Origin of the sequence: Paraburkholderia youngii, assembly GCF_013366925.1 — a bacterium.
In the GTDB taxonomy this organism is placed as follows: domain Bacteria; phylum Pseudomonadota; class Gammaproteobacteria; order Burkholderiales; family Burkholderiaceae; genus Paraburkholderia; species Paraburkholderia youngii.
Window position 1 is genome coordinate 5,726,924 of sequence record NZ_JAALDK010000001.1, and the last position, 22,885, is coordinate 5,749,808.

Annotated in this window: 20 protein-coding genes; 1 reads left to right on the top strand and 19 read right to left on the bottom strand. The window is 62.8% G+C overall.

Annotation, left to right across the window (positions count from 1 at the left end; genetic code table 11):
* Window positions 1-19: 19 nt before the first annotated feature.
* The 19 genes from G5S42_RS26115 to G5S42_RS26205 form a co-directional block, all read right to left on the bottom strand.
* Window positions 20-1,207 carry a hypothetical protein gene (locus tag G5S42_RS26115; RefSeq protein WP_176109383.1) on the bottom strand — a complete coding sequence of 396 codons (1,188 nt, stop codon included), beginning with the start codon at window positions 1,205-1,207 and terminating at the stop codon, window positions 20-22.
* Window positions 1,208-1,304: 97 nt separating this feature from the next.
* Window positions 1,305-2,726, bottom strand: coding sequence for a DUF8728 domain-containing protein (locus G5S42_RS26120; RefSeq protein ID WP_312883611.1), 1,422 nt, complete (start codon window positions 2,724-2,726; stop codon window positions 1,305-1,307).
* A gap of 120 nt (window positions 2,727-2,846) precedes the next feature.
* The gene (locus G5S42_RS26125) at window positions 2,847-3,245 is read right to left on the bottom strand and encodes a GtrA family protein (RefSeq protein WP_176109385.1); all 399 of its coding nucleotides are present in this window, start codon (window positions 3,243-3,245) and stop codon (window positions 2,847-2,849) included.
* A gap of 79 nt (window positions 3,246-3,324) precedes the next feature.
* Window positions 3,325-4,065, bottom strand: coding sequence for an SDR family oxidoreductase (locus G5S42_RS26130; RefSeq protein WP_176109386.1), 741 nt, complete (start codon window positions 4,063-4,065; stop codon window positions 3,325-3,327).
* Window positions 4,062-5,378, bottom strand: coding sequence for an FAD-binding oxidoreductase (locus G5S42_RS26135; RefSeq protein ID WP_176109387.1), 1,317 nt, complete (start codon window positions 5,376-5,378; stop codon window positions 4,062-4,064). The genes G5S42_RS26130 and G5S42_RS26135 overlap by 4 nt, the downstream gene beginning before the upstream one ends.
* A gap of 2 nt (window positions 5,379-5,380) precedes the next feature.
* The gene (locus tag G5S42_RS26140; protein ID WP_176109388.1) at window positions 5,381-6,805 is read right to left on the bottom strand and encodes a UbiA family prenyltransferase; all 1,425 of its coding nucleotides are present in this window, start codon (window positions 6,803-6,805) and stop codon (window positions 5,381-5,383) included.
* Window positions 6,806-7,144: 339 nt separating this feature from the next.
* Entirely contained in the window at window positions 7,145-8,278 is a 1,134-nt protein-coding gene (locus G5S42_RS26145; protein WP_176109389.1) for a glycosyltransferase, read from the bottom strand.
* Window positions 8,275-9,528 carry a glycosyltransferase gene (locus tag G5S42_RS26150; protein WP_176109390.1) on the bottom strand — a complete coding sequence of 418 codons (1,254 nt, stop codon included), beginning with the start codon at window positions 9,526-9,528 and terminating at the stop codon, window positions 8,275-8,277. The genes G5S42_RS26145 and G5S42_RS26150 overlap by 4 nt, the downstream gene beginning before the upstream one ends.
* Window positions 9,521-10,642 carry a non-hydrolyzing UDP-N-acetylglucosamine 2-epimerase gene (gene wecB / locus G5S42_RS26155; RefSeq protein ID WP_176109391.1) on the bottom strand — a complete coding sequence of 374 codons (1,122 nt, stop codon included), beginning with the start codon at window positions 10,640-10,642 and terminating at the stop codon, window positions 9,521-9,523. The genes G5S42_RS26150 and wecB overlap by 8 nt, the downstream gene beginning before the upstream one ends.
* Window positions 10,639-12,216, bottom strand: a complete 1,578-nt coding sequence (locus G5S42_RS26160) for a polysaccharide deacetylase family protein (RefSeq protein ID WP_176109392.1) — start codon at window positions 12,214-12,216, stop codon at window positions 10,639-10,641. Before G5S42_RS26160 ends, wecB begins: the two co-directional genes overlap by 4 nt.
* On the bottom strand, window positions 12,213-13,595 hold the full coding sequence (locus tag G5S42_RS26165; RefSeq protein ID WP_176109393.1) for a phenylacetate--CoA ligase family protein: 1,383 nt from the start codon (window positions 13,593-13,595) through the stop codon (window positions 12,213-12,215). Before G5S42_RS26165 ends, G5S42_RS26160 begins: the two co-directional genes overlap by 4 nt.
* A gap of 196 nt (window positions 13,596-13,791) precedes the next feature.
* Window positions 13,792-14,571 carry an ABC transporter ATP-binding protein gene (locus G5S42_RS26170; protein ID WP_176109394.1) on the bottom strand — a complete coding sequence of 260 codons (780 nt, stop codon included), beginning with the start codon at window positions 14,569-14,571 and terminating at the stop codon, window positions 13,792-13,794.
* A 4-nt stretch (window positions 14,572-14,575) separates the two neighbouring features.
* Window positions 14,576-15,394: an ABC transporter permease gene (locus tag G5S42_RS26175; protein WP_176109395.1), complete on the bottom strand. Its 819-nt coding sequence runs from the start codon at window positions 15,392-15,394 to the stop codon at window positions 14,576-14,578.
* Between the two features lies 1 nt (window position 15,395).
* Window positions 15,396-16,811 carry a mannose-1-phosphate guanylyltransferase/mannose-6-phosphate isomerase gene (locus G5S42_RS26180; protein ID WP_176109396.1) on the bottom strand — a complete coding sequence of 472 codons (1,416 nt, stop codon included), beginning with the start codon at window positions 16,809-16,811 and terminating at the stop codon, window positions 15,396-15,398.
* Window positions 16,812-17,076: 265 nt separating this feature from the next.
* On the bottom strand, window positions 17,077-18,003 hold the full coding sequence (gene rfbD, locus G5S42_RS26185) for a dTDP-4-dehydrorhamnose reductase (protein WP_176109397.1): 927 nt from the start codon (window positions 18,001-18,003) through the stop codon (window positions 17,077-17,079).
* Window positions 18,004-18,012: 9 nt separating this feature from the next.
* Window positions 18,013-18,564, bottom strand: coding sequence for a dTDP-4-dehydrorhamnose 3,5-epimerase (gene rfbC, locus G5S42_RS26190; RefSeq protein WP_176109398.1), 552 nt, complete (start codon window positions 18,562-18,564; stop codon window positions 18,013-18,015).
* Complete coding sequence (rfbA, locus tag G5S42_RS26195; RefSeq protein ID WP_013088602.1) at window positions 18,549-19,442, bottom strand: glucose-1-phosphate thymidylyltransferase RfbA; 894 nt, start codon at window positions 19,440-19,442, stop codon at window positions 18,549-18,551. The genes rfbC and rfbA overlap by 16 nt, the downstream gene beginning before the upstream one ends.
* Window positions 19,443-19,452: 10 nt before the next feature.
* On the bottom strand, window positions 19,453-20,514 hold the full coding sequence (rfbB, locus tag G5S42_RS26200; RefSeq protein ID WP_013088601.1) for a dTDP-glucose 4,6-dehydratase: 1,062 nt from the start codon (window positions 20,512-20,514) through the stop codon (window positions 19,453-19,455).
* 386 nt (window positions 20,515-20,900) lie between these two features.
* Entirely contained in the window at window positions 20,901-21,812 is a 912-nt protein-coding gene (locus G5S42_RS26205; protein ID WP_176109399.1) for a GDP-mannose 4,6-dehydratase, read from the bottom strand.
* A gap of 171 nt (window positions 21,813-21,983) precedes the next feature.
* Between G5S42_RS26205 and G5S42_RS26210 the strand changes: the two genes are divergently transcribed.
* Window positions 21,984-22,856 carry a symmetrical bis(5'-nucleosyl)-tetraphosphatase gene (locus G5S42_RS26210; protein WP_176109400.1) on the top strand — a complete coding sequence of 291 codons (873 nt, stop codon included), beginning with the start codon at window positions 21,984-21,986 and terminating at the stop codon, window positions 22,854-22,856.
* Window positions 22,857-22,885 lie beyond the last annotated feature (29 nt).

Here is a 22,885-nt window from a genome sequence, read left to right on the forward strand (position 1 = left end):
CGGAGAAACGCTCGAGGGCTTAATGGCTGGGCGCGCTATCAGGAATCTGTACCGCCCAGTTAGGCGCGATCTTTAGCGAATGCCCGTTGTCGTTCGCCGTAATGCTCCACATTGGCCATTCCGACGCGCGAAACTGCGTGGCGCTGGCCAGCAGCATAACCACGGCAAAGCCACCCGCCAGTACCCTTGACAGCTTCGAGCTCGAGGTTGCGATCGACAGCAGCGCGGCCCAGAAAAAGAACAGCAAGGCGGGATAGATGTACCGGGCACCGAAGCCGTACCACTCCATGTGTAGCGAGTACGGAGTCGATCGCGCCGCGCCGAGCAACCAGATCATGCCCGCCATCGGCGCGAGCAGCAGACAGGCAAGAACCGCTCGCGAGCTCGCTACGACGAACACCAACACTATCGCCAGGATCAAGCCAGCGATGAGCGGAGCGCTATCCGGCGAAGGCAGCAGACCGCAAAACAGCTCGCGGATCATCCGGGCGCCATAACGCCACACATACGGCGCCGGGCCGAAATCGAGCGGCGGCGACGCATTGGTTGCGACCGCGTAAACCTGCCCCGCTACGCCCGCGGTGTACGCGAGCAGAAATCCAGTCTGACGAGATGAAAATTTCCCTCGACGCCACGCATAGATACAAGCCAGCACGGCAGGGCCGAACGTGATGATGCCAAACGGGCCCGTCAATGCAATGATGGCAGCCGCCAAGGCCCGAGGGCTATACCAGGATGTCGGCGGATTGAACAGGTTTTCCCACAGCAGAACGATGAGCGTCGGAAGGAGTATCCATTGAATATTCGTCACGTTCAGCAGCGTCTCGCCCGTCTGCGGGACCAGCAAAGGTCCGAGTGCGAGCAGCCCGGCGATGGGACGCGAGAAAATCCGAAACGCGTGAGCCAAGTAGGCGCTCGAACCGGCCGTAATCAACGCACATGCCCACATGAAAAAGTACGGCGCCTCGTCGATCCGCGTCGTTTTCATCTGCAGCCACGCGACGAGACGCGGAACGAAATGCCAATAGCCGGAGTAGCCCTGCACGAATGACCGGATACCCAGTTCGTGCGCTTGCGCGATAAAGATCGTGGCGTCTTCGGCCCATAGAAAGCCGTGCTCGATGCGCTGTGGCGCCCGATACCACATGAGCAGCAACGCGCATAAGAACATCAGCAATGGGAAAAGGCAGGTTTTCTCTCGCCGCATAACAGCAATTCGTTATTTCTTTAGAACAAAAGATGAGCAGAAATCGACTGCCGACTCGAACATCGAGTCGGCCGTTCACGAGTGCCACTGCGGCTTATCAGGCTCGCGGCCCTTTTGCACATGTTTGAATCTGCTGCTGCGCCTGCGCGTCGTCACTACGCCGTAGCAGGCGGTAACCAGCGAAATCGAACGCGTCCACGGGCGCATACGCGTGGCTCGCGAGCAGGCAATTCGCGCTTGCCTCGAAGGACCACAGCGGCTCATGCACGAGAATGTAATCCGGGCTGTACTTCGAAAGCCAGGAGTAAGGATCCTTGCGAGCAATGTAGTCTGCGTTATATCGATTGATCAGCCCGAGAATGTCGATGATGTGCCGGTCGGAATACCACCCCACGGTTCCGATCTCGACGCTTGCAACGACCGCATTACCCGGTGTGTTGGCTTTAATCCATTCACCGATATTCTTGTATGCGTCCATCGGGCCACGCTGCACGTTCGCGATACCAAAGCTGTGGTAGACGAATCCGCTGGTGACGAGAAAAAACGCAAGGAACAGCGTTAGGAAAACAGTACTCTCCCTGGACCGCTCGTACGTGAAGCTGAGCACCTTCCACGCACCGACACCAACGAACAGCAAGCCGAAGAAGAAGAATGGCGCGTAGTACCAGTGGTAATTCGGAATATGCAGAAATACATAAAACGAACCCAGCAGCACGACATAAAGAACAACCAGCCACGTAATCCTTTTGCCGAGACTCGACAGCACGCCGACGAGACCGACCGGCAGCATGAACGTGAGCAGTCGGAAATTGCCGCCGAAGAAAGCGTCCTTCATGTACTGCACGTGGAGAAAAATCAGTCCCTCGCCCCAGTACCCTGACTTGCCCTGTCCGAGCTTCGCATTACCGGTAGCCGGAAGAAACGCGCCGTAGTAGTAATAGTTAAAGATGAAATTGGCCGCGAGCAAAATGACCGGCGCAACGACATACTTAACATGCGGCAGTTTTCTGTTCTTGATCAGGTAATCGACGACCACGACCAGGCCAAGGAACACACCTTCGCTGCGCGTGATGAACAGCAGGCCCAGCACCACACCTAGACCAAAAAATTGCTCCCTGCGATAGAGTATTAATGCAAGCGCTGAGAGGAACAGAAACAGCGAAGTTTCCATCCCAAAGGTGCTGTAAAAGTAATTGAAGGAAACGACGATCAGCGCACACAGCGTCTGTCCGTATTTCCCGCTAGCCAGCAGATGCGCTCCGGTGATCGCGGCCGCGCACAGGAATACGAACGACAAAAAGATCGTCGTGTACTGCAAATTTCCGGCCACCACGTTGGCCACGATCAGCAAGTAGGAATACAACGGCGAGGTCAGCCCGTTGAAGCGATCGCCCGCGTTGTAGGTGAGCCCTTGTCCGTCAAACAGATTGCGCAAGTATCGCAAATAGATCAGCGAATCATCGAGCTGATAGTTGCGCGTCTGCCATGAGAGATAACCACCCACCGCAATGGTGACCACCAGTAGAAGCGCGTTCTCCGAAAGGTACTGTCTAAATCGTTGCATATTCGTTGGTCAATATTTTTTTGATTACGCGCGCGCGGCAGTAGCGCAACTACAAAAATCAATGCATTGCCGCAATCAGGCAAAAACGAACTTCTTGTCGAGCCGGTATTTGACGACGTAACCAATCACGAGGCCAATCACGCCTCCCGTAAACCGGGCAGGCTCGGAATGATAGATCGAGTCCGCGCCGAATTCGAAGCCCCAGAAAATCGCGGTAGTGGCGAGCCCCATCACCGTGTACAGCAGAAAACTCTGTATGCCGTGCGATAGATCGCGATGCTGGTATCGAAAGATCCACAGCTTGTCGAGCAGGAACTTCACCACCAGCCCGCCACCCGTTCCGACGACCACGGACAGCGGCACGCTGAACGCTCCCGAATAGGTGATCAGCGAGAGCTTCTGAAGACCGATGTTCGCGGCGATCGAAATCGCCGCGAACATCGCGTAAAAGATCACGAGGCGCGAAGCGCTCATGGAAGTTGCCGATGAGTTCACGAGAGGCACACCCGGTCAGAAAGATCGAACAACGCTTCACCGCGACGCGCGCAATGCATCACAACGAGAGCCGCTTGAACACGCGGCCAGGAATGGAGCGAATGATCAGCATGATGCCCCACCAGAACCACGGCGTATAAATGACATCCCTGCCCTTTTCCACTGCGCGCACGATATCGCCCGCGACCTTGTCCGCCGTAGCAACAAGCGGTCCCGGCAACGGAAGGCCCGCTGTCATTGGCGTAGCGACAAAACCAGGCTTGATCGTCACCACATGCGCGCCCGCTTTGAACAGGCGCGCGCGCAGACCCTCGCAAAACGCGGAGAGCGCGGCTTTGGCACTGCCGTACAGATAATTCGACTGGCGACCGCGATCGCCGGCCACCGACGATATCACCGCGATCGTGCCGCGCCGCTGCTGCTCGATCACAGTCGCGAAACGGGTCAGCAACGCGATGATCGACACGGCATTGGTATTGAACTCGCGGACCGCGACGTCGGCATCGTTCTGACAATCCTGCTGGTCAGGCAGCGTACCGGGCGCCACCAGCACGATGTCGAGCGCGCCGAACTCGGCCGAACAGCGCTGCATCATGGCGGCATGTTCACCAAGCTGATCGATGTCCAACTGCTGGCACAGCACCTCTTGTGCACCACGCGCCTTCAGGTCGTCGGCAACCTGCTGGAGGCGCTCCATGTTGCGCGCGACGAGAAAGAAGCGCGCGCCCTGTTTAGCCCATTGCCGTGCACAGGCAATGGCGATCGCCGAAGTGGCGCCTACGATAACGATGTTTTTCATACTCGAGTAGTTCGTTCCCAAAAGCGTGACAGCAAGGCCGGATCACGCAGCGCTTCGACCTGTTCCCACTGCGGATAGGCAGCGCGAAAATCTTCGCCCGACATATGCGCGTCCTTGGCAGGATACAGACGGCCGCCGCTCTCGCGCACGATCGCATCTAGCCGGTCGAAGAGCTTGCGATTCGATTCCTCGCGCTGCGGAAAATCGAGCGCGAGCGACGTGCCTTCGAGCGGAAAAGACAGCAAGCCCGGCGATTCGATGGCGCCGCAGCGCTTGAGCACGGCAAGTATCGACCCCGTGCCGCTGCGGGCAATCGCGTCGAGAATGGCCCGCGTCGCGTCCCGCGCAACGGGCGCCGGCATCACGCATTGATACTGCTGAAAGCCCGAGCGGCCATAGATGCGATTCCATTCAAGCAGGCTGTCGAGCGGATAGAAGTACGAGTCGTAACTGACGGTCGAGCGAACCGCGTTCGCGCGCTGCCGCCGGTAGTACAGTTCGTTGAAGGCGTGCAGCGTCAAGCGGTTGAAAACGGGGATCGGCGACGTGAACGGCACCGTCCGCGTCTTGCGGCGTTCGACGTCGAGTCCGCCTTCGCAAGCGTGATCGCCGACCATGAAAATGCCCCTGCCTAACGCGGCATCGCGACTCTGACAGTCCACCCACGCCACGCTGTACTCATGCAGTTCGTCGAGCCGTTCGGACAGCGCGAAGAACTCGTCGAGATTGGCGAAGCGAATGCTGGTCACGTCGAGCATGCTCGACTTGATCGGCATCAACTGGATTTCCGCCCACGTGATCAACCCGGTCATGCCAAGGCCGCCAATCGTTGCGGCGAAGTACTCAGGGTGCAGGTCCGGCGTACATTCGAACTGCGCGCCGTCGCTGCGCAGCAAGGAGAAGCGACGCACATGCCGGCCAAACGTGCCGCGCACATGGTGATTCTTGCCGTGCACGTCGTTGGCGATCGCGCCGCCCAAGGTCGCGTACTTCGTGCCCGGCGTCACCGGCAACATCCATCCACGGGGAATCGCCACGTCGAGAATCTGCTCGAGCGTCATGCCAGGTTCAGCGCGCAACACGCCGTTTTGCCAGTCAGCCAGGATCAGCCGGTCCAGCGGCAGCGTCTGGACCACGTGCCCTGACGACGCGAGGCAACTGTCGCCGTAACTGCGCCCATTGCCAAACGCAAGGGTCGTGCGCTGCGCACCGCCGACACTTCGCCAGACGGCCGCGGCCGTATCGCGCCAGGCGATCGGATGGGCATCTTGCGGCGCGTACGGATAGCGCCCCCAGGATTGAACCTTGGACATGGCTAGATCGCCATCCAGAACACCGCGCCGCATAGCGCCATGATGAGCCAGCTGCTTCGGTCTTTTGCCGCGAATATGATCGGGTCGTCATGCATGGAACCGCGATGCGCGATGATCCACGTGCGGCTCACCCAGTAAAGCAGCAGAGGACAGGCCACCCAGATGTACTGCGGGTGCCGGTAGAGGCTCGCCGTATTGCCGTCCTGAATATAAAGAGCGAGAACCAGCACGGACAGATAGCCCGAGGCCGCGCCTAATGACGAAATTAACGGCAGATCGCTCGCGACATAGCCGCGGCCGCGCGACTTCACGAGGCCGCGCTCCTTCAATGCGTGCAGTTCCGCATACCGCTTGACGAGCGCGAGGCTGAGAAAAACGAACAGCGAAAACGCGAGCAGCCAGAACGAGAGCCGCGCATCGATCGCGGCGCTTCCGGCGATGATGCGCGTCGTATAAAGCATGGCCAGCACGACCACGTCCATCATGACTCGCCGCTTCAGATATAACGAATAGGCCAGCGTGAGTACGTAATATCCCAGCAAAACCAGCGCGAATTTATGAGGCAGGCAGAACCATGCGATCGCGCCGCCCACCACCAGCAGAACCGGAAAAAGCGCCGCGCCCCACACCAGCGGCAACGCGCCCGAGGCAAGCGGGCGTTTGCGCTTGGTCGGATGATGCCGGTCGTCCTCGAGATCGAGCAGATCGTTCAACAGGTAGACGCTCGACGCACAGACACCGAAGGCAAAAAAAGCGAGCAGCGCGGAAACGACCAGCGCGGCGTCCGACAGTTGATGCGCCGCGAGCAGCGGAACGAAAATCAGCAGATTTTTCAGCCACTGATGCAGTCGCAGCGACTTCGCCCACGTTCCCGGCCATGCGGAGCGCTGGTCGATCACGCGCTCGACGTTGCCCTGCTTGCGGGCCGCGCGCTCTACGCCACTCGACGGATTGATCACATAGGCACGCTCAGCCGCGGCCCAGACTGTGACATCGTCGTGCGAATTGCCCGCGTAGTCGAAGCCTTTCTCGCCGAACTCGGCCACGAGCCTGTCGCGCTTGCGATGCGCGGACAGATTGATGTCGCTATGCGTGGCGAAGGTTTTGTCGAATAGTCCAAGATGATCGGCGATCGCATTCGCGTAGCGTTCATGGCTAGCGGTCGCCAGCACGAGCGAGCGCCCGGCGGCCCGTTCCTCCCTCAGCCACTCGATGACCGTGGGGTCGTAGGGCAGGACGGTGACGTCGATATCGGTCGCTTCGGCGAGGCGCGCTTTGAGCCCGGCTTTACCGCCGCGCACGAACCACAGAAGCGGCTCGTAGAACCGATGCGGAGCGGATCGGGTAAAAGCAAAACCGCATTCAATCAGAACGTCCGAGCGAATGAGAGTTCCATCCAGATCGACAACGAGGGGTTTGCTACTCATTCAGTAAACCGTCGCAAAGCAGAAAAGAGTGTGGAAGGCGAAGCGATGTCGTAGAAATCGGTTCTGGCGCGTTCGATATCCTGACCGCGTAAAGCTGCGTCACGCTACCATCTCGCGCCCTGCCCTACAACCCGCCGCAAATTTACCTGTCAACTTATTGCCGACTGATTTAACAACCATGAGCCTGCGAGATTTTGACGAAGCAGATTAATCAGTGTACCGGGCTCAACGGCGCAGATAATACCAACATCTCGCTTATAGGCCGAATTAGCGCGAACAAACGTGAATTAAACACCTTCGCAAGCTTTTCGGCGCAATACCGGGAAAGAAAATAGCGACTCAGTAAGACAATACTTGCTCGTACAGCGATTTATATGCGTTTCCCAACGCTGGCCCGGAAAATAGCCGCTCATATCGCTGCCGCGCCGCCGCCCCCATGCCGCGCGCCAGTGCTTCATCCAGCGCCAGCCGGTTGATCGCGGCGATCAGCGGTTCCGGCGCCTCCGGCGGCACGACGAAGCCCGTCACGCCATCCTCGTTGACGAACGACGTCCCGGACCCAACTTCGCAGCACACCATCGGTTTGCCGAACATCGCAGCTTCGACCAGCACCATCCCGAACGCTTCGGAGCGCAAATGCGAGGGCAGCACCATCGCGCGACAGCCCTTGAGCAGCGCGACCTTTTCCTCATGCGTGACCTGGCCGGCAAACACGACGTTGCTCGCGCCACGCTGCCGCGCCAACGAGGCGAGCCGCTCGCGCTCCGGCCCGGAGCCTGCAATGACGATTTTGGCCTGCACATGCCGGGCGGCCTCGACGAGCGTATGCAGTCCCTTGTAGTAGCGCAACACGCCGAGCGCCAGAAAATACGGCTCGCCCGGCACCATACCGAGCCGGCTCTCGAGTTGGCGCTGCGCGTCGAGCGGCTGCGGCTCGTCGCGATAGTCGATGATGCCGAGCGGAATCGTCTTCAAACGCTCCTTCGACACGCACGCGGCGAGCGTCTCGCTGGTCCGCGCATAGGCCGGCGACGTCGCGACCACCGCGGACATGCTGCGCAGCGTGCGCCGCATCAGCGGCCCATAGACAGTGCCGAGCAGCTTCTGCCGCACGATGTCGGAGTGGTACGTCATCACCGTCGGCTTCTTGGTGCGGCCGAGCAGATGCAAGACGTCGGCGAACGGCCACGGGAAGTGAAAATGCACGACATCGGCCCAGTCGGCCATCTCGCGATACCTGACCACCGAGCACGGCCCGCCGAGATCGCACGATGCAGGCGCGGCCCACGATTTCTCGCGGATCACCTGCCCTTCGGGACGCTCGACCACGGTCGGCGTCGGGCTCGGCGACAGGGTCAGGATGCGCGGTTCGACGCCGCGCTCGCGCGTCGCCAGCGCAATCTGGCGGATCGCTTCCTGCAGGCCGCCGGGCGGGTCCGGGAAGTAGGTGCGGTACACATGAACGACCCTCACGTGCGCACCTCCGCGCCGTGTGGCTGCGCGCTGCCGCCGCCCGCTTGCGGGTAGCGGAAAGTAATCGCCAGCATCTTGTCCAGCCGCGCTTCCCACGTGTTCTCGCCGACCGCCGCGCGCGCTTCGTCCGCGCTCAGCTTGCCGCGTGCAAGCTGCTTGTCGATCGCAGCGATGAACGCTTCCGCATCGCCGCCCACCTCGAGCCCCGCGCGCGGTTCCTTCGCGAAATCGAGCGGCGTCGACACAACCGGCAAACCGGCCGCCAGATATTCGTAGAACTTCATCGGAAACATCGAGTGCGTGTATTCGTTGATCAGCGTCGGCAGCACACCGACCCGCATGCCGCGCAAATACTGCGGCAGCGCGCGATACGGCCGGTAGCCGAGCAGATGCACGTTCGGCAGACGCTTGAGCTGCGCGAGCAGGTCGCTGCGCTGGCCTTCGCGCTCCTCGCCGATGATCACCCATTGCCACCCCGGCCGCGCCTGCGCGGTCTGCAGCAGCAGCGGCAGGTCGACCTTGAAGTCCGACAGTACGCCGTGATACACGAGCCTCGGCTCGTCGATCGCGGCGAGCTCGGCGGGCAGCGGGCCGTCTTCGCGCGCCGTGCCGAAGTGCGCTTCATCGACGACGTTGCCGAAGAAATGTGTATTCGGGTTGAACGGCAGACACACGTCCTTCAGCGACTGCGCGGTCGTAAACACCGCCTCGCAGCGGCCGAGCAGATCCTGCTGGGCATTGCGGAACGCGTCGACGTCGACACCCGGAATCGCCGCGATATCGTCGACACAGTGGTAAACCAGCGGCCCGCGCGGCAGCGTCGCGATCGCATCGAGCATGTACGGGTGGTAGGTCCACACGACCGGCTTGTCGTAGCGACGCGACCTCGCGAAGCGGTTCACCGAAAAGCGCAGCATCGCCTGATTCAGCGAGCGCACGAACGGCAGATGATGCCCGGCCGGCACCATCAGCGGCGACAGCACCCAGATGTTGTCGGCGCGGCGCGGCGGACCGAGCACGAGCGACTGCACGCCGCGCCACAGGCGCCGCCACAGGCGCGACCAGTCGCGGCCGCTGGCCACTTTCGGCGAACGGAAGCCGACGCTTTCCACATACAGGATCCGCCAGCCGCGCGCGGCGAGGATACTAGCGGTGTGCTGCTTGTTGGTCCAGTACGGCTCGTCCCAGTCGGCGGTCGAAAACAGCACGCAGTCTTGCGGGGGAAGCACGGGGTTCTTGCCGTCAGCCAACGAACACCTCGACCGGTCGGCCGCGCAGGCTGTCGACGATGCGCCGCGACGCCAGCCCGTCGCCGTACGGATTCGCGCGATCGCGCAGCGCGGCGCGCCGCGCCGGATCGTCGAGCCAGCCGATTACCGCACTTTCAATGCTCGCCGCGCTCTGGCCCGCGAGTGTCGCGAAGCCGGCATCGACACCTTCGCGGCGCTCGGTGTGATTGCGCATCACGACGACCGGCACGCCGAAGGTCGGCGCTTCCTCCTGGAGGCCGCCCGAATCGCTGACCACGACGGCGCTGCCGCTGATCAGGTAAAGGCTCGTCGGATAGTCGACCGGCTCGATCAGCGCGAGATTCGGAATGCCATCGAGCTCGCGATGCACGGGCTCGCGCACGGCCGGGTTCAGATGCACAGGGAACACCCAGCGGTATTCGCTATAGCGCTGACACAAATCGCGCAGCACGCGGCAGATGTCCTGCAGCACGTCGCCGAAATTCTCGCGCCGATGGCATGTCACGAGCACGTGCTGCTGCTGCGCGCCGTGCCATGCGGGCAGCGGACTCGTCGGCGGCGTGACGCTCCAGCTCGCGCGCACTTCGCCGATCGCATCGACGACCGTGTTGCCGGTCACGACGATCTTCGCGGCCGCGACACCTTCGACAAGCAGGCTGTCGCGCGCGCGCGAGGTCGGCGCGAAGTGCAGCGTCGCGATGCGGCCGAGCAGGCTGCGATTCGCTTCCTCGGGAAACGGACTCGTGAGATCGCCGGTGCGCAGCCCCGCCTCGACGTGGCCGACGCGGATGCCACGGTGGAACGCCGCGAAGCCCGCGCAAAACGCGGTCGTCGTGTCGCCCTGCACGATCACCCAGTCGGGGCGCACTTCGTCGAGCGCGCGATCGAGCGCGGCGATCAGGCGCGACGCGAGCGCGTTCAGCGATTGCCCCGGGTGCATCGTTTCGAGCGAGATGTCGGGTTCGATGCCGAAGAATTCGAGCGCCTGCGCGGCCATGTCCCTGTGCTGCCCGCTCGCGCAGACGATCGTGTCGAACTCGCTGCGCAGCGCTCTCACGAGCGGTGCAAGCTTGATGACCTCGGGGCGCGTGCCCATCACCACCATGACTTTCATCGCAGTGCTTTCCCCGCCTCGACCTTGGTATGAGCGCCCCGGAACTCGACGCCGAGCGCGAGCGGCGTCGTGTCGGCGCATGGCGTGACGACGCTGAATACGCCGTCTTGTTCGACGATCTGCGCGAGCGAGCGAAAGCGCAGGAAATCGAGCGCGGCTTCCTCGTGCAGGAACAGAGGCCGTCGCGCCTTGCCGCGCATGTAGGCGATGAACTGCTCGTGCGCGTCGATGCGCGCCGCCTCGTCGGACCAGCCGTACGCGTAACGCTCGGAGAACGGATGGTCGAGATAGCCGAACAGCGTGTTGGTCGCGTATGCGGTGTCGAAAGCCTGCTTGAAGATCGCAAGCGGATCGCCCTGTTTCAGCATGCAATCGCCGTGCAGCATGCACTGCTGGCTATGACCGACGAAGCCCGCGGGCAAGCCGGCCAGGGCGCCGCCGCGCGCGGTCAGAAACTCGGGATCGTTGCGGATGATGCCGCCGATGCAGCCCGCGTAGCCCGCGTCGATCAGGCCGCGCATCGCGTACGGCGGCGACTGGTGAAATGGCGACACCGCGTAGCGCACCGGCACACCGGTCGCGCGTTCGAGCAGTTCGGCCGATTGCGCACCTTCCGCGATCGCGGTGTCGTAGCTGCCGCCCCAGTTCGGCGAATGCGTCGCCGTGTGCGACAGCACCGCGCCCTGTTGCCGATCGGCGAGCAGTTCGCGCAGGATGTCGTGCTGGCCGCCGCGTTGCAGGTTCTGCGTATGCACGGCGAGCGTGAACGGCACGCCGAGACGCCGATACGCCTGCCACAGCGGGCGCGCCGATTCGACGTCCTCGTCGCAATCGAGCCGCGACGTGATCGCCGCGTCATAGCCCCACGGCAGTTCGCTCAGCACCGGCTGACACGGCAGCGAATCGGAGCGGTAGCCGGACAGAAACTGCTCGACGAGGCGCCATTCGAACGAATCGCACGGGCCGACCGGCCGGTTGAACCACAGCACGCCCGATGCGCCCGCATCCCACAGCGCCGCATACGCGAACTGCCGCTCGCCGTTCACGACGACCGCGGCCAGTTCTGTCTCGGCCGGGACTTCAGGCGCTTCCGCGAGCGCCCAGATCGAACCGTCGGCGCGAATCGCGCCGTAGCCGAGGTTGTTCCATTCGTCGGTGAAATCGAAGCGCTCGAACGGGCGATGCCAGACCGCGCCGCCGAGTGTCCGCGCGAGCGCGCCGTAGCGCACCGCCGCCGCGCTTTCGCGCGACTCGCCCGAAGGCGCCGATGCACTGCGGCTCGCTTGTGCCAGTTCGGTTGACAAGGCCGCGGGCCGATAGCGCAGATAGCCCGCGAGCGCGATCGGCATATGGCCGAATACGATCAGCTTGCGCGGCCGCGCATTCACGTAGGCGATCAGGTCGGCGCTCCACGCGTCGGGCGCGTCGACCGCGACCACGACGTCGGGCGCGATTTCGTGCAGCATGCTGCGCGTGATCGCCTGCGCCTGGGTCCCACTGACCGAGCGCCGCAGCGCCGCCAGCACATATTGGCCAGCGTCGGCGCGCGCATCCGGAAATGCGACGCCGATCATGCGCTCACCACGTGGCGAAATTTGGCGCGGCTGCCCACCCGCACGAAATCGTCGTGACCGACGTAAGCGATCGTGAATGCGTCCTGCCAGAAGTGGCGCAGCTTCGCGGTCGTCTCTTCCGCGTTCGCGTGCGGTTCGAGCACGAGGCGCAAGGTGGGCGGCGTCGTGCGCAGATCGATCTGGAATTCCTGGATGCCGCCGACGCGGTGATCGAGCATGTCCTGGATGTGGTGCGTGGGATGCGCGACGCCGTTGATCGGCACGACGTCGTGAATCCGGCCGACCACGTCGGTCAGGAAGAAACCTTTCTCGGTCTCCTGCACGCGGGCGAGGTCGCCCGTCGTGTAGCGGATCAGCGGCATCAGCCGGTTGCGGAAACCGGTGAACACGAGTTCGTGCGCGCCATCGGGGTTGTCGGGCGCGACGCGGCTTTCCGGCCAGCCTTCCGATTCGAGGATCTGGAAGCCGCCCTCATGACCGTCGAGCTCGTAGGCCATCACACCGAGCTCGGCGAGGCCGTAACGGTCGATCACGCGGCAGCGCAACGCCTTCGCGATCATCTCGCGCGCATGCGGCTCGAGCAGCTCGCCGCTCGACTCGAACACCTGGAACGCCTTGCCGCCGCCGTACTTGCGTTGCACGTAGCAGGCGAGCGCGTACATCGTCGATGGATGCGAATGCGCAAGATACGGGCGGCGGCGCTTCAGCGTGCGCCACATTTCCTCGAGGCCTTGATCGTCGATGCGGTCGAAGAAGATGTTGCTGCGATTCATCGCGAAGCATTTGAAGTCTTCGCGCGATGGCCACTCGGGCACCGCCTGATCGGGGAAGCGGCACGCGAAGTGCAGCTCCGAACGATGGCGCAGCTTGCCGATCCGCTCGCGGCAATAGTTGGTGACCGCCGACGAATAATCGGCGCCTTCCAGGTCGTAGTAGATCGTCGTGGACAGGCCGGTCGAGCCGCCGGTCTTGCACGCGTGGTGCTTGCCCGCCTCGAGCGGCCCCGACAACAGACGCGTCCCCTGCTCGCGGATGATGTCCTTGGTCAGATACGGCAGTTCTTCCAGGTAGCGCGGGTCGTCCTTGACCTTGGCGGGATCGAACTGCTTCGCATGGAACAGGTCGCGATAGTAAGGCACCTTCGCGCCGGCGAATTCGAGCGTGGCGACGAGCCGTTCGAGCGCGATGCGGCGGCGATGCGGCATCGGCAGCGAATAGTGCTCGCGCAGCTCGCGGATTTTCGGGCGCACGTTGCGCTTTTCGGCGTTCTCCGCAATCGGATACGCGATATAGCCGCCCGCGAAACCCTTCAGTGTGCGAAACGGCTGACGCACCAGCAGGGATTCGGAGTAGCGCAGAAATGGGTGATTAGCTCGCATCAAATTCGAACCTTGTTACGCCTCGGGCGACTGCCACGAGGGTGTTGCTGAACTGCGGGACTGGTTGGCGCCGAAGAGCCGGCAAGCCGCCAAGCCGTCGGATTCGCCTGCCGCCGGCGCATTCGCAGGGCGCACGTCGCTATGGGGCGCATAGGGCCGGCGCGCAACGCGCCGCGCCGGCCGCGCGCCCGTGTGCTCAGTGCGGCAGCTGCGCGGTGTGGCTGATGAGCGGCTCGTCGATCGGTTCCGGCGGCGGCAGCACGGGTTCGTCTGCGACCATCTTGCCGTGCTCCATCGAGATCTTGCGGTTGCACACGCGCGCGACCAGCGAGGGATCGTGCGACGCCACCACCAGCAGCGCCGCCTTGCCGACGAGGCCTTCCAGGCGCTCGGCCGCCTTCACGCTGAACTCGGCGTCGCCGACGCTGAGCCATTCGTCCATGATCAGGATGTCGGCTTCGACGCTCGTCGAGATCGCGAACGCGAGGCGCAGCATCATCCCGCTCGAATAGGTGCGCACCGGCAGATTCAGGTAGTCGCCGAGTTCGCTGAACTCGGCGATCTCGTCGATCTTGCTGCGGATGCGCGCGGGCTTCAGCCCGTCGAGAATGCCGCGCAGATAGATGTTTTCGAAGCCGGTCGCGTCGGGGTCGAGGCCCATCGACACGTCGAGCAGCGACGCGATCTTGCCCTGCACCTTCAACTCGCCACGCACCGGCGCATAGACGCCCGACAGCGTGCGCAGCAGCGTCGTCTTGCCCGAGCCGTTGTGGCCGATCAGGCCGATGCGCTCGCCTTCGCTGAACGTGAAGCTCAGGTCGTCGATCGCGCGCACGACCGCATGGCGACCCGCGTCCTGGCCGATCCGGCCGCCCGTCGTCAGATTGAGCACCGCCTTTTTCAGCGAGCGATGCGAGTTCTCGTAAATCGGAAATTCGACGGAGATGTTACGAGCGACAATCGATGAGGAACTCACAATATCAAAGCCAGTAAGGAACGCGATTACGGAAACGCTTCATCAGGATCTGCGCGAACGCGAATCCGACGATCAACAGACCAATCGACCACGCCCACGACTCCCAGTGGGTCGGGCGGCCGGTGAGCGGCGCGCGCACCGTTTCGATCAGGTGATACAGCGGGTTGTATTCGGCGACCCACGCGCGGTCCTTCAGAATTTCCGGCGACCACATGACCGGCGTGAAGAAGAACACGACCTGGATCAGGTTCGTGACGATCGGCGGAATATCGCGAAAGCGCGCGCACAGCACGCCGAGCGTGACGCCGAGCCACACGCCGTGCAGCAGCAGGATCACGAGCGAGAACGGCACCAGCAAGATTTCCCAGCCCTGCCAGTGGCCGAACACGAACAGCAGCACGACGACGACCGGCAGGCTATGCAGCAGGATCACGAAGTTGCGCCAGGCGATGCGGCATACGTGGACCGTCAGCGGCAGCCTGATCTGCTTGATCAGATAGGCCGAGCCGATGAAGGCCATGCAGCCTTCGTTGGCAACCGACGCCAGATACGCCCACACGACGAGACCCACCGCCAGATACGGCAGGTAGTCCGAGATTTCCTGGTTCAGCAGCGTCGAATACAACGCGCCGAGCACGACCACCATGATGATCGTGCTGAGCGTGAACCAGAACGGCCCGAGCACCGAGCGGCGATAGCGCTGCCGGATGTCGTGCCAGCCGAGCGTGCCCCAGACCCGCACCGCTTTCATGCCGACCAGCAGGTCGTCGCGCTCGTTGTGACGTGTCAGGTCTTCGGAGTCGTTGGTAAAACTGATATCCATCTCAAGTACGTCCGTAAATGTCTTCGAAGCGAACGATATCGTCTTCGCCCAGGTATTCGCCGCTTTGCACTTCGATCATCACGAGCTCGACGACGCCCGGATTTTCGAGGCGATGTTTGTGACCCGCCGGGATGTAGGTCGACTCGTTGGTCGACACGAAGAATTCCTTCTCGCCGTTGACGACCTTCGCCATGCCGCTTACCACGACCCAATGCTCGTTGCGGTGATGATGCATCTGCAGGCTCAGGCTGGCGCCCGGCTTCACCTCGATGCGCTTGATCTTGAAACGCGGCCCCTCTTCGAGCACCGAGTACGTGCCCCACGGCCGATGCACGGTGCGATGCACCTTGTACGTCTCGTGGCCGCGCGACTTCAGCTCCGCGAAAATCTGCTTCACGTCCTGCGCGCGATCCCGGTGCGCGACGAGCAATGCATCCGGCGTGTCGATCACGATCAGGTTGTCGACGCCGACCGCGCCGATCAGACGCCCAGCACTGCGCAGATACGAGTTCTTCACGTCGACGAGCAGCGCCTCGCCTTCCACGCGGTTGCCGCTCGCATCGGCCGGCGACAGGTCGGACAGCGCGGTCCATGAACCGACGTCGCTCCAGCCGAGGTCGCAGCACACGACCGCCGCGTGCTCGCACTTCTCCATCACCGCGTAGTCGAACGACAGCTCCGGCACCGCGCCGAAGCAGCCCGGCTCGAGACGCACCTGCGCGCCGCTCTTTCCTTCGGCGGACGGCGACTTGTCCATGCATTCGGCCGCGGCATCGAGAATGTCCGGACAATGCACGCGCATTTCCTTCAGGATCGTGCCCGCCGTGAAGCAGAACATGCCCGAGTTCCACACGAACCTGCCCGACGCCAGATACTCGCGGGCCTTTTCCAGCGATGGCTTCTCGACGAAGCGCACGACCCGCTCGCCATCGGCTTCGATATAGCCGTAGCCGGTTTCGGGCGCATCCGGATGCATGCCGAAGGTCACCACGTTGCCGGCCTGCGCAAGCGTCTGCGCACGCGCGACCGCCGCGGCGAACGCGGTTTGATCCGCGATCAGGTGATCGGCCGCGAGCACCAGCATCACCGTGTCTTCGCCATGCGCCTTCGCCGTGTGCAAGGCCGCCGTGGCAACCGCGGCGGCCGTGTTGCGGCCGAACGGTTCGAGAATGAACGAGGTCGCGATGTTCTTGCGGTTCACCTCGCGGAAATCGTCCTCGGTCTTGAAGAACAGCTCACGGTTGGTTACCGTGAGCACTTCCTTCACGCCGGGCAACGCGACCGCCCGCAGGAAGGCTTTCTGCAGCAGGCTTTCGCCGTCCGCGAGACGGATGAACGGCTTCGGGTGCGATTCGCGCGAGACCGGCCAAAGCCGCGATCCCGCTCCGCCGCACAGAATGATCGGTAACAAACTCACAGATCCCTCTCAATACCGTATTTTTTACGCGGCCACACTGGTTTTGCGTACGGTTGAAACACGTTGGCAATCTACTGCGCATAGAACGCGAAATCCGCGCCTGGAACGCGCTCACGTCGAGCGACATTCTACCGCCGCCCCCTTTCACCATTGTCAGGGAACCATCGCTTCGATCGGTACAGGACCACGACGGCGTCATGGCGAGCGACATGCGCGGCAGCTTCGCCGCATCGGAGCTGGGGAGCCCCCGCGTCGAAACCGCGACTTAGGTCCTCGCCACCGGCGACTTCGGAAAACCGTCCGTCAAACACAGCTTCAGCGCGTCGCGCCAATGCGGCGCGGCCAGCCCGAACACGCGCGCCAGCTTGTCGTTCGACATTCTGGAATTGGCTGGGCGCTTGGCCGGCGTCGGGTAATCCGAGGCGGGAATCGGCAGCGTGTTCGGCTTGTTCGGCAAATCCGCGAGTTCGAAGATCGCCGACGCGAAGCCGTGCCACGACGTCGCGTCGCCCGCGCACAGGTGATAGATGCCCGAACGCTCGCTCCACCACTTCGCGCTGTCTTCGGCGGCGAAGGCTTGCGCGCACAGATGCGCGCTCAGCGTCGCGATCGTGTTGCACCAGGTGGGAGCGCCGATCTGGTCGGCGACCACCTTCAGCTCGGGGCGATCGACGCCGAGCCGCAGCATCGTCAGCAGAAAGTTCTTGCCGCGCGTGCCGTATACCCAGCTCGTGCGCAATACCAGGTGATTCACGCCGCTCGCCGCGATCGCCTGCTCGCCCGCGAGCTTGCTGCGGCCGTAGACGTTCTGCGGATCGGTCGGATCGTCTTCGACGTATGCGCCTTCTTTCGTGCCGTTGAACACATAGTCGGTCGAATAATGGATCAGCGCGGCGCCGAGCTTTTTCGCTTCCTCGGCGAGTACGCCCGGTGCTTCGCCGTTGATGCGCATCGCCAGATCGCGCTCTTCTTCGGCTTTGTCCACCGCGGTATAAGCGGCCGGATTGACGATCAGCGCGGGACGCACGTCGCGCACCACCGCGCGAATCTGATCGAGGTTCGACAGATCGAGCCGCGAGCGGTCGACCGCGACCACGTTGCCGAGCCCTTGCAGCGTGCGCGCGAGCTCATAGCCTACCTGGCCATTTACGCCGGTGACGAGAATCGTCCGTGTCGCGTCGTGTGCGCTCATGCGTTTCCCCTATGCGTAGACTTCGGCGTCGGCGAGACGCTTGCCCGCCGCATCCTTGGCCGCGAGCAGCGGCTCGAAGTCGATCGGCCATTCGATGCCGATCGACGGATCGTTCCATACGATGCTGCGCTCGTGCTCGGGAAACCAGTAATCCGTGGTCTTGTAGAGGAACTGCGCGGACTCCGACAGCACGACGAAGCCGTGCGCGAAACCGGGCGGCACCCACAGCTGCCGGTGGTTTTCGACCGACAGCGTCACGCCGACCCACTTGCCGAAGTTCGGCGAACTCTTGCGGATGTCGACGGCCACGTCGAATACCTCGCCCTCGACCACGCGCACGAGCTTGCCCTGCGCATGCTGGATCTGATAGTGCAGACCGCGCAGCACGCCGCGCGCCGAGCGCGAGTGATTGTCCTGCACGAACTCGACGTCCGGCTCGACCCTCTCGGCGAATTCGAGCGCATTGAAGCTTTCGAAGAAGAAGCCGCGCGCATCGCCGAACACCTTCGGCTCGATGATCTTGACTTCGGGCAGTGAGGTTGCGCTTACCTGGATGGCCATGCGACGTGATCCGTGAGAATGTTTTGCAGGTATTGCCCGTAGGCATTCTTCGCGAGCGGTTTGGCGAGCGCGAGCAGCTGCTCGCCGTCAATCCACTGACGCCGGTAGGCGATCTCTTCCGGACACGCGACCACCAGACCCTGACGCTTCTGCAGCGTCGCGATGAAGGTCGCGGCTTCGATCAGCGAATCGTGCGTGCCGGTGTCGAGCCACGCATAGCCGCGGCCCATGATCTCGACGTTGAGCGCCGCGTTCGCGAGGTAGCGCGAGTTCACGTCGGTGATTTCGAGCTCGCCGCGTGCGGACGGCTTGATGTCCGCGGCGATGTCGCAGACCTGCTTGTCGTAGAAGTACAGACCCGTGACCGCGTAGTTCGAACGCGGCTTGGCGGGCTTTTCTTCGATCGACAGCGCGCGGAACTGCTTGTCGAATTCGACTACGCCGTAGCGCTCCGGGTCCTGCACGTGATATGCGAACACGGTGGCGCCTTCGGTCTGATCGTCGGCGCGTTCGAGCTGCTTCGCGAGATCGTGGCCGTAGAAGATGTTGTCGCCGAGAATCAGCGCCGACGGATCGTTGTTCACGAACTCGCGGCCGATGATGAACGCCTGCGCGAGCCCATCCGGCGACGGCTGCACCGCGTACTGGATATTCATGCCCCACTGGCTGCCGTCGCCGAGCATCGCCTCGAAGCGCGGCGTGTCCTGCGGCGTGGAGATGATCAGCACGTCGCGAATACCCGCCACCATCAGCGTGGACAGCGGGTAGTAGATCATCGGCTTGTCGTACACCGGCAGCAGTTGCTTGGAGACGACATGCGTGATCGGATACAGGCGGGTGCCCGAACCACCCGCGAGAATAATGCCTTTGCGCGCCATTGCCGTGCCTTTACGCGCGCTGCGCGTAGTTGGTCTCGACCCACTTCCGGTATTCGCCCGAAGCGACTTCGTCGACCCATTGCTGGTTGTCGAGATACCACTGGACCGTTTTGGCGAGCCCCGTCTCGAACGTTTCCGCCGGCTTCCAGCCGAGTTCGCGCTCGAGCTTGCGAGCGTCGATCGCGTAACGGCGGTCGTGGCCCGGACGATCCGTCACATAGGTGATCTGGTCGCGATAGGAGCCCGCCGCCTTCGGACGCTGCTGGTCGAGCAGGTCGCACAGCGTGTGCACGACCTCGAGATTCTTCTTCTCGTTCCAGCCGCCGACGTTGTACGTCTCGCCCGGCGTGCCCCGCGCGAGCACTTCGCGGATCGCGCTGCAGTGGTCGCCGACGTACAGCCAGTCGCGCACGTTCTGCCCGTCGCCATACACCGGCAGCGGCTTGCCGCCGAGCGCGTTGGCGATCATCAGCGGAATCAGTTTTTCGGGGAACTGGTACGGACCGTAGTTGTTCGAGCAGTTGGTGGTCAGCACCGGCAGGCCGTACGTGTGATGGTAGGCGCGCACGAGGTGATCCGAGCCGGCCTTGGTCGCCGAATAGGGGCTATTCGGCGCATAAGGCGTCGTTTCGGAGAACTGCGGATCGGTTGCGGACAGCGAGCCGAACACTTCGTCGGTCGACACGTGCAGGAAGCGAAACGCGGCGCGCTCCGCTTCACCCAGCGTGTTCCAGTAGCTGCGCGTCGCTTCGAGCAACGTGAAGGTGCCGACCACGTTGGTCTGCACGAAATCGGCCGGACCGTGAATCGAGCGATCCACATGGCTCTCGGCCGCGAAATGCAGCACGGCGCGCGGCTTGTGTTCCGCCAATAGCGCGTCGAGCGCGGCGCGATCGCAGATGTCGACGCGCGCGAAAATGTGTTTGGAATTGCCCTGTAGCGACTTCAGCGTGCCCAGGTTGCCGGCGTAGGTCAGTTTGTCTACGTTGAGCACCGCTTCGTCCGACGCATTCAGCCAGTCGAGCACGAAATTAGCGCCGATGAAGCCGGCACCGCCCGTTACCAGGATCATTTAATTCCCTTGTCGATGTTAGTGACAGGCAGCGAAGAACTTGCGACCTGTTCACCCCGTGTGGTGTGCTGTTTCTCTGGCCGACCGACGCGTCCCGCGGAGAGCGGACACTCAGACGCCAATTTTATGAAGCCCCAATTATAAAGCTGCCCAGTGCAAAAACTAGAACCCTAACAACTTGAAACAGCTTGACAGAATTCGTTGCCGCTGGCCTGCAAAATGGAGCCTTTCGGTGCGGTTACGCGCATTTTGACGCTTGTAATGATCTGCACGACATACTATGCGGTACGGCGCGCAAAGACTGGGAAACGAACAGGAAGAACAGGCGAAAGCGCCGCGAAAGGCCGCGAATGCAGACCATCAGAAGATTGCTCGCGCGAACGCGCTCAGGCCGCGAGCATCCAGCGCAGCGTATCGATGAACGGGATCGACTCGACCGCGGGCACCAGCGACTGCAATTTGGCGGGCGATCCGGCAAGCATCTTGACGTCCGTTTGCCGGACAAAGGCGGGATTGACCTGGACTTCGATGTCGTGACCGGTGAGTTCGCTCGCGGTCGCCAGGATCTCACGCAACGAATACGGCTTGCCGGTGCAGACGTTGACGATCTCGGCGGCGACATCGGAGTCGAGCAACGCCTCGTACGCACTCGCCACATAACGCACGTCGGAGAAGTCGCGCGCGATGTCGATGTTGCCGAGTTCGATCGACGCCGCGCGACGCGCGAAGTGGCTGACGATCTTCGGCACGAGGAAATTCACCGCCTGGCCGCGGCCGGTGTAGTTGAACGGCCGCACGATCAGGATCGGCAGACGGTCGAACCATGTGCGCACCAGCGCTTCCATTGCGGCCTTGCTGGCCGCGTAATGATTGACCGGCGTCAGCGCAAAGCTCTCGTCGATCGCGGCGCTGCTGACGTTGCCGTACACGTTCGCGCTGCTTGCGATCAGCAGCTTGCGCGGCACGTGGCCGATCGCGGCGCAGGCTTCCAGCAGGTTCAGCGTGCCGATCACGTTGACGCGATAAAAGTCGAGCGGATCGTTGTGTCCCACGAAGCTGATCGCGGCCAGATGCACGATGTAATCGGGCCGCACGGCGTCGAGCACACGCCGGCAGTCTTCCGGTGAGGTGATATCGAGCTTGACGCGTGTCGGCGTGTCGGGCTCGTCGCGGCCGGACACCGCTTCGATCACGGTGTGCCCACGCCCGATCAGCTTCTCGACCAGATAGCGGCCGGTAAAACCGTTCGCACCGGTGACGAGCGTGCGAAATGATTGCTTCGCGGCGGGAGACGACATGCTGGCTTCGTTCACGAGAGAGTCATCCTGTTGTTGTATTGGAATAGCGCGCGGTCCATAGCGCGATATCCGAACCGCAAACGGGCTATTATGTCACGCTAGCTTGCTGCTCTGCCCAGCGTGGCACGCGTCGTGCAACACCGCGCGTATCGAATCGATCCGATTTCCTCGATGACACCCCACAACGCTTCCAGTACGTCCGCTCCCCTCGTTCCTCTTGCATTCGGCGATCTGCAAGGCTGCCGTGCGCCGTTTCAGCAACTGCTCGCCAAAGCCGCGCCTCCGGACGGCACACCGCTGTGGTTCGCCGGCGATCTGATCAACCGCGGCCCCGACTCGCTCGACACATTGCGCGACGTAATCGCGTTCGGCGAGCGCGCGGTGCCGGTGCTCGGCAATCACGATCTGCATCTGCTGTCGGTGTCCGCGGGGATTCGCAAGTCGAAGAAAGGCGACACGATCGAAGACATCCTCGCCGCGCCCGATGCCGCCGATCTGCTCGAGTGGATTCGTCACCGGCCGCTCGCGCATTTCGACAACGGCATGCTGATGGTGCACGCGGGCGTGCTGCCGCAATGGGATACGACGCTGACGCTGGAACTCGCCGACGAATTGCAGCGCGCGCTGCGTGCGCCGAACTGGAAAGAAACGCTTGCCGGCCTGTACGGCAACGAGCCGAACCGCTGGAAGCCGGGCCTGAAGGGAATCGAGCGTCTGCGCGTTACGTGCAGCGCGTTGACGCGCATGCGCTTTTGCAGCGCCGATGGGGTGATGGATTTCAGCAGCAGCGGCACGCTCGCATCCACGCCGAGCGGTTGTATGCCATGGTTCGACGTGCCGTCGCGCCGGACCGCAGACGTGACCGTCGTGTTCGGTCATTGGGCCGCGCTCGGCCTGATGCTGCGCGACAACCTGATCGGCCTCGACTCGGGTTGCGTGTGGGGGCAGAAGCTGTCGGCGGTACGGCTCGCGCGAAATCCTGCGGAGCGTACGTTGACGCAGGTCGATTGCGATTCGTGCGGTGTGCCGCGCGGGGGCAATTGAACAGAAGCCGGCGACGCTGCCCGGCAGCG